Genomic DNA, 8,237 nt, shown 5'->3' on the forward strand with positions numbered 1-8,237 from the left:
CATCGCATCCTGGCGGCCGTTCCTCTCTCCACCTGTTGCGGGAATGCCGCAATCGTTCACCCTGTGCTGCAAAACACATCGTCCGAGATGTGAATCGGCTTTGTTCCTGAGCGCATCCTGCTAAGTTCCAGTAACGTTAGAGCAGGTAACCTCACGATCGAGCCGACCCTCCATGTCTTTCCGTTCCCTCAGGTTTCTGGCCGCCGCAAGCGTCCTGGCGCTGTCTCTTGCCGCTGCTCAGGCGCAGGAACCGGTGCCGCGCCAAACGCCCGCTGCCGGCGCCATCGTGGCGGCCAAGGGCGGCGAGGAGATGCGCTTCGTGCGCGAGGATCTCTGGCGCGCCGCCCAGCTCCAGCAGAGCCTCGTGGGCGGCGACACCCTGCGCACCAACGCCATCGGCAACCTGGCCATCCTGTTCAAGGACCAGACCCAGATCCGCGTCGGCCGCAACTCGACCCTGACCGTCAATGACGTGGCCGGCGGCGGCGACGCGAACACCCAGCTCAGCCTCCAGGCCGGCAACATCTGGGCCCGCGCCGCCCGCGGCGGCTCGGGCGTGGACGTCAAGACGCCTGCCGCGGTCGCGGCCATCCGCGGCACCGACTGGTCCCTGTCGGTGGACGGCGCGGGCAAGACCTCCCTGGTGGTGCTCGAGGGGGTCGTCGAGCTCAAGAACCCGCAGGGCGCCGTGACGGTGCGTCAGGGCGAAGGCGCTGTAGCGGCGGTCGGTCAGGCCCCGACGAAGTTCGTCCTCGTCAGCCCCAACGACCGCGAGCAGATGCTCTTCTACATGACGATGCGCGAGGTGTTCATCAACCTGCCGACCACAACCCTGGACACCAAGCCGTTCAAGGCCGAAGGCGCTCGAATCCAGGCTCTGCCGGCCCAGGCCCGCACCGCGGAGGACTGGCTCATTCTGGCCGAAAGCCTCATGAATTCCGGCGACAGGCGCGCGGCGGCAGCCCCCCTGGCAGAGGCCCGCAGCCGCCCGACGACCCGGGCGCAGCGTGCCCGCGCCGATTATCTCGAGGCCCTCATGGCCGGTGCGGACCGCCGCTGGCAGGACGCGGTCGGGCTCTTCGAGCGCGCGAAGCCCGGTCTCGACTCCCGGCGCCGCGGCTGGGCCGAATATGGCCGCTACGCTGCCGCCTCCATGGCGGATCCCAAGCGGGTCCAGCCGGTCCCGAAGGTGCCGGTCAAGGATCCCAGAACGGCGGAGATCAGCGCCTATCTCACCGGTTTCCGGCAAGACCTCAAAGCCGCCGCCGCCGAGGCCGCCGCGGCCGAAAAGGCGTTTCCGAACGATGCCGGCCTTGCCATCCTGTCCGCGTCCCTGGCCCAGGATCTCGACCATCGCGAGGACATGTACGCGGCGTATGAACGGGCCAAGGGCGCCGATCCGACCGATCCGAACGTGGTCGCCTTCGGGGCGACGATCAAGGCGGACTATGCCCGCGACATCGACGGCGCCCTGGCCGACCTCTACGCGGTCGTGAAAACCGATCCGAACTTCTCGCTCCTCAACCAGATCGGCCTGCTCGAACAGGGCCGCGGCGCCTTCGTCGAGGCCGAGGCGGCCTTCCGGCGCGCGCTCGCCATGGAGCCGCAGAACCCGATCCCCTATGTCAACCTGGCCCTTCTCCTCCTCGATCAGAGCCGGGTGGACGAGGCGGGCGCTCTTATCGACAAGGCGCTGACGCTCGACCCGACCACCGCCTACACGGCCCGCGGACGCTATCTGCTGCAGAAGGGCAGGATGGCGGAAGCGATCGAGTTCATGCTGGCCGGCTCGGCGGTCAATCCGGCCCTGGCCAACGACCAGGTCACCCTGGCCGACGGCTATTTCCAGAACGGCGATTACGAGCTCGCCTGGCAGACCCTCGACAATGCCGACCGGCTCGATCCCAGATCGCCCATCATCCCCATCCTGCGCACGGCCTTCGCCCTCGACCTCTATCTCGCCGACGAGGCGATCCTCGCCGCGCGCGAGGCCCTGAAGCGCTACCGGGACCGGGGCGGCGATTATGCCGGGATCTCGGTCAGCAAGCAGACCGGCTCCTATCCGGTCGAGGCCTACCGCTTCATCAACCTGCACGACTGGGCGCGCCTCTACGCCGACCGCACCTTCGACCCCTTCGAAGCCCAGGGGTATTTCGACCAGGCGATCGTCAGCCGACCGGGTCTCTTCGTGACCGAGCCGACCCTGGACACCGCGGAAGGCACGGACCTCAACAGCGCCGCCCTGAACCTCTCGATCCAGGGATTGCTGCTCGATCCCCTGGCCGTCGCCGGGCGCATCGGGCGCTACGACCCGATCCGCCGGCCGTTTCTCGATACGGAGATCGGCGGCGGGGCGATCGTGCGCGGCGGCCAGGTCGGCTATCAATCGGGCGTGCTGGTCAACGGCTTCGTCAACGAGCCGCTGCCCACGAGCTTCAGCCTCTCCGCGAGCGCCAACGAGGCCCGCGGCGATCTGACCGCCGACAACGAGAGAGGACGGGGCATCACCTTCAGCCTCGGCACCGCACCCAGCGCCGCCGACCGTTTCCTGTTCATGGGCTGGGCGAACGAGGGACAGCCGGGCCTGACCGACATCAACCGGATCGATCTCACGCAGCATGTCGAGCAGGACACGACCAACCTGTTCGGGATGGCCGGCTGGAGCCACACCTTCGGGTACCGGAACGTGCTCTCGGCCGCCGTGTTCGCGACCCGGAACGACACGCTCGAGCGCGGTGAGCTCTGGGATTACGGGTCTTACCCCCAATTCAACTATCCCTATGCGATCCACACGCTCTGGAGTCAGAAGCAGCGCGTGGACGGTCTGGTCGGGGCCGTCAGCCATGCCATCGGGATCGGCGACTTCAACCTCCGTTACGGGCTGGAGGCGCAGGCCGGCCAGCTGCGCGACAGGGGCGTCAGAAACAGCGACTTCTATTATTTCAGCGGCATCAGGAGCGAGAGCCAGAATGAAGTGTCCGAGAGCCCGTTCCGCGGCGGCCGCGCCTATGCGGACGTCCTGTGGCGCCCGAACGACTGGTTCGAGGCCGAGGCGGGGATTCATCGCACCTTCCTCGACGTCAAATACGACAGGCCCGATGTCTGGGTCTCGCCCCGGTTCGGCCTCGGCATCTCGCCGCTGGAAGGCCAATGGCTCCGCGCCGCCTATGTGGAGAATGCCGACACGTTCCTGAGCTACACGCTCGCGCCGACCACCACGGTCGGTCTGATCCCCAACGATGCGCCCGCCAGCGGGCCGACCAAGAGCCTCGTTCTGCGCTGGGACGCGGAATGGACGCCACAGGTCTTCACGGCCGTGGAATATCAGCGGCAGACCCTGAACGATCTCAACGTTCCCAGGATCAACACGCTGAGCAGCTTCGAGGACATCGAGGAGGCCCGCGCCGAATGGCTCGCCGCCACGATCAACGTCTGGCTCGGTCACGGCATCGGCGTCTTCGGCACCGTGGGCGGGGCGACGTCGAAGATCCTGGAAAGCTCGCGGACGGACGAGCCCACAGGGGTCGGCGAGCCGGTTCCCTACATTCCGGAGCGCTTTGCCCGCTTCGGGATGACCTTCGTCCACCCGAGCCGCCTGCGGTTCACCCTGACCCAGAACTTCATCGGCGAACGCTCGGGATCCTACGGGAACGACCGGCTCGATTCGTACTGGACGACCGACGCCGCCCTGACCTGGGAAACGCCGGACCGGCGCTTCCAGGTCGGCGTGACGGCGCTGAACCTGTTGGACCAGAGATATGATTTCGGCTTCGACATCCCGGCTCCGGGCCGCACCGTCGCGGCCAGCGTGAAGGCGCGCTTCTAAGGTGAGCGGCGGAGGATCGACCGCGAGAGACCAGGCCGGAGAGCCCCTCTGGCGTCACTTCGCCATGGCCGGGCTGATCGCCGCTCTGCTGATCCCGGTTCTCGTCTTTCCGCCTTTTCGCCTGATCGAGGCACGGCTCTACGACATTCTCTCGGTCGTTGCGCCGCCTCTGCCGGCGCAGGCGGGCGCCGTGGTGGTGGCCATCGACGAGCCGTCCATCGGCGAAATCGGTCAGCGCTGGCCCTGGTCGCGCGAGCTTCACGCCAGGCTGGTCGAGAACCTGCGGGCCGCCGGCGCGAAGGTGATCGCCTTCGACATCATCTTCGCCGACCCGACCACGGAGGTTGCCGACACGGCTTTCGCAGGGGCGCTCGGACCGGACGTGGTGCTGGCCGCCGACGACGTGACCACGCCGCTGGCCCAGGGGATCCAGGTCACCCGGGTCATGCCTCTCGATCCCTTCCTCGATGCCGGTGCGGCCATCGGCGTGGCGTCGGTCGACCTCGACGGCGACGCCTATCTGCGCCGCATGCCGCCGTTGAAAGACAGCCTGGCGGCGGAAGTGCTTCGCCTGAAGGGCGAACCTCAGGGGCCCGCCCCGGACGGGGCCCTGATCCAGTATTTCGGGCCGGCCCGCTCCTATCCGACCGTTTCCTATTACCAGGCCCTGAAGCCCGACGAGTTCCTGCCGCCCGGGTTCTTCAAGGACCAGGTCGTGCTGGTGGGCCTGAGCCTGAAGCAGGCGACCTCCGCCGAGATCGGCGCGCCCGATACCTTCCCGACCCCCTATACCCTTACGGAAGGCACGCTCACGGCCGGCGTGGAGGTCCAGGCCACGATCCTCGACAATCTCAGGCACAATCTCTACGTGCTGCCCGTGCCCCGGCTCGTCATGGCGCTTCTGGTGATCGCCGGGGCTCTTCTGGCCGCGTCCTTCTCCACCCGGGGCGTGTCCTGGCGGACCGGGGTCGCGGCGGCGTTCCTGGTCGCGTTCTTCTTCGTCGGCGCCTGGGCCGTGCTGCGCCTCGGCCGCGTCTGGGCCCCGCCGGCTCTGCCGGCCGCGGCGGCGCTGGCGGTGTTCGGGGCGCGGTTCGGGCTCGATTACGCCCGCGAACGCCATCTGCGCCGCACCGTGTCGGAGGCCTTCTCGCGCTATCTCTCGCCGGATCTCGTGGCGCAGCTCGCGCGCGATCCGAGCGCCCTGAAGCTCGGCGGAGAACGGCGCGAGCTCTCGATCCTGTTCTGCGACGTGCGCGGCTTCACGACCCTGTCGGAGAAGCTGAAGGACGAGCCGGAGCGGCTGACCACGCTCATCAACCGTCTGCTCGATCCGCTCTCCGAAGCGGTGCTCGCGGAAGGCGGCACCATCGACAAATACATCGGCGATTGCGTGATGGCGTTCTGGAATGCGCCGCTGCCGAGCCCGAACCATCCCCTGCGCGCCGCCCGGGCGGCCATGCGCATGCTGGAGGCGGTCGAGACCCTGAACGCCGAGCTGAGCCGGGAGCAGGGCGAGGATGCGCCCCGCTTCGCCATCGGGGTCGGCATCAACACCGGCGATTGCGTGGTCGGCAACGTGGGCTCGCGCTGGCGCTACGATTACTCGGTCCTCGGCGATACGGTGAACCTCGCCTCGCGCCTGGAGAGCCTGTCGAAGGAATACGGCGTCTCCATCGTGCTCGGGCCCGCGACGGCGAACGCCCTGCAGGAACACTTCGTGCTGATCGAGCTCGACCGGATCGCCGTGAAAGGCCGCGCCGAGAAGACGGCCATCTTCACCATCCTGGCGCCCGCAACCCAACGGCAGGATCCGGCGCTCGCCGAGCTGATGGAGCTGCATCCCACGGTCCTCGACACCATCGGGGCCGGACGTCGGGTGGAGGCCCTCGCGCTCGTCCGGCACTGCCAGACGCTCGCCCCCTCCCTGTCGCGCTATTACGGCAAGCTTCTGCTCAAGGCGACAGCGCTCCCGGAATGACCCTCCCGCCACCGGCTTCCGGCGCCCGGGATCGCACCTTCGTCCCGCACGGTTAGGTCCGACATGCGGTCGGCAGGCCTTTCCGACGACCTGACTTTGCGACCGAATTGCAAGTAAAACAAAGCCTTGCGCTTGAAGAAACAGCCTCTATAAGGTCGCCTCGTTTCCCGCAGCACTCTCTCGTCAAGCATCGCGCCATGGACAAGATTCAAAAACTTGCCCTGGGCAGCATTTTCGTCGGAACCGTTGTTTTCGCTCTGAAATATGCCGCCTATTACATCACGGGCAGCATTGCGCTTTATTCGGATGCGCTGGAAAGCATCATCAATGTGGTGACGGCGGTGGCGGCCTTTCTGGCGGTGCGCCTGAGCGCCGCCCCGGCGGACGCCAACCATCCCTACGGACACCACAAGGTGGAGTATTTTTCCGCCGTCCTCGAAGGCGTTCTGATCATCGTGGCGGCGCTGGCGATCCTGCGCGAGGCCTATTTCGGGTTCCTGTCGCCCAAGATGATCGACGCCCCCATGGAGGGCTTGGCGGTCAACGCCTTCGCGGGCGTCATCAACGCCGTCTGGTCCTGGCTGCTGATCAGCCGCGGGCGGCGCATGCGCTCCCCGGCCCTGGTGGCCGACGGGCGCCATCTCCTGACCGATGTGATGACCTCGGCGGGCGTCCTGATCGGCCTTCTGCTGGTTCCCTTCACCGGCTGGTACTGGCTCGACTCCGCCCTCGCGGCCCTGGTGGCCATCAACATCCTCTGGTCCGGCTGGGGGCTGATGAAGGAAAGCATCGGCGGCCTCATGGACGAGGCCCTGCCCGAGACGACGCTCGCCCGCGTCCGCGAGGTCATCGCGGTCAACGCGGAAGGCGCCATCGAGGCGCACGACCTGCGCACGCGCCACGCGGGCCGGATGACCTTCATCGATTTCCATCTCGTGGTGCCCGGCCACATGAGCGTGACCGACGCCCATGACATCTGCGACCGCCTGGAGCGGGCGCTCAAGGCCGCCGTGCAGGATGCGCTCATCACGATCCACGTGGAGCCCGACAACAAGGCCAAGCACGCCGGCATCGTGGTTCTCTGACGGCCCGACGGTCTTGCGCGGAGACCTCGCCCGTGGCATTCCTGCGCGCATGACCAACCGTGCGAACCCGGCCGGAACCCTTTGGTGGCGCTCCTGACAGGAGCGGCACGTCGTCATGTTTTCCCCACGACCCTAGCCGCCATGCGCGGCAGGCAGCGTTCGTGATCCGATCAGGCCCTTCGTCATGGCGGCTCTCATCCGGAGAAGCCCCATGCCTACAGATCTTGATCCACGCCCTGTCGTCCTGACCGGAGACCGCACGACCGGCCCGCTCCATCTCGGCCATTATGCCGGCTCCTTGAGGAACCGGGTCGCCCTGCAGCACAGCCACAGGCAGTATCTGCTGCTCGCGGACACCCAGGCGCTCACCGACAACGCGTCCGATCCGTCCAAGGTGCGCCGCAACGTCCTGGAGGTCGCCCTCGATTACCTCTCCGTCGGCATCGATCCGGCGCAGACGACGATCTGCGTGCAGTCCGGCCTGCCGGCTCTGGCCGAGCTCACCCTGCTCTACCTCAACTTCGTCACCGTGGCGCGCCTCGAGCGCAACCCGACCATCAAGGACGAGATCCAGGCCCGCGGCTTCGGGCGCGACATCCCGGCGGGCTTCCTCTGCTACCCGGCCGCCCAGGCGGCCGACATCACGGCTTTCAAGGCGAGCGTCGTGCCGGTCGGCGAGGACCAGGCGCCCCTGATCGAGCAGACCAACGAGATCGTGCGCCGCCTCAACCGGCAGATCGGCCGGGACGTTCTGCCCGAGGCGCGCGCCCTGATCCCGTCGGTCGGGCGCCTGCCCGGAATCGACGGCAGGGCGAAGATGAGCAAGTCGCAGGGCAACGCGATTCCGCTCTCCGCCACGCCCGACGCGATCCGGGATGCGGTCCGGCGCATGTATACGGATCCAGGCCACCTGCGCGCCGCCGACCCGGGCATCGTCGAGGGCAACGTGGTCTTCACCTATCTCGATGCTTTCGACGACGACCATGCCGCGGTCGAGGCGCTGAAGGCGCATTACCGCCGCGGCGGTCCCGGCGACGCCGTGGTGAAGCGGCGGCTAAAGCTGCTTCCACTCACGTGGAATCATCTCTCTTCTTTGCCGAGCCGCATTTTCTGACGGTGAACCGGATCCACTTCACCGAAAAATGCTCTAGGCTGAATCGACATTCAGCGCATCCATTGTAGTGCCGCGGCGATCAGAATGAAGCTGAGGAAGTTTGCGGCCCTTCGGTCATAACGGGTGGCAATACGGCGGCAATGTTTGAGTTTGTTGAAGCAGCGCTCGATCAGGTTGCGCGCCTTGTAGGCCTCACAGTCATAAGGGATCAGGACCTTTCGCGTGGGATTGCAC

Annotated in this window: 5 protein-coding genes; 4 read left to right on the plus strand and 1 reads right to left on the minus strand. The window is 67.1% G+C overall.

Translation table 11 applies throughout. The features are described from left to right. The first annotated feature begins 172 nt into the window (after positions 1 to 172). From OCW50_RS29190 to trpS, 4 genes are all read left to right on the plus strand, one after another. Entirely contained in the window at positions 173 to 3,826 is a 3,654-nt protein-coding gene (locus OCW50_RS29190) for a FecR domain-containing protein (protein WP_262300008.1), read from the plus strand. A 1-nt stretch (position 3,827) separates the two neighbouring features. Further along, positions 3,828 to 5,804 (plus strand): CHASE2 domain-containing protein, encoded by a 1,977-nt coding sequence (locus tag OCW50_RS29195; RefSeq protein ID WP_262300009.1) that lies wholly within the window; start codon positions 3,828 to 3,830, stop codon positions 5,802 to 5,804. 197 nt (positions 5,805 to 6,001) lie between these two features. Next, complete coding sequence (locus tag OCW50_RS29200) at positions 6,002 to 6,889, plus strand: cation diffusion facilitator family transporter (protein WP_262300010.1); 888 nt, start codon at positions 6,002 to 6,004, stop codon at positions 6,887 to 6,889. 211 nt (positions 6,890 to 7,100) lie between these two features. Next, complete coding sequence (trpS, locus tag OCW50_RS29205) at positions 7,101 to 8,003, plus strand: tryptophan--tRNA ligase (RefSeq protein WP_262300011.1); 903 nt, start codon at positions 7,101 to 7,103, stop codon at positions 8,001 to 8,003. A gap of 50 nt (positions 8,004 to 8,053) precedes the next feature. On the opposite strand, the gene OCW50_RS29210 is transcribed toward trpS, so the two are convergent. Continuing rightward, positions 8,054 to 8,237 (minus strand): transposase (locus OCW50_RS29210; RefSeq protein ID WP_262300012.1); only part of this gene is annotated, 184 nt, incomplete at its 5' end.

The organism is Microvirga sesbaniae, assembly GCF_025460805.1.
Taxonomy (GTDB): Bacteria; Pseudomonadota; Alphaproteobacteria; order Rhizobiales; family Beijerinckiaceae; genus Microvirga; species Microvirga sesbaniae.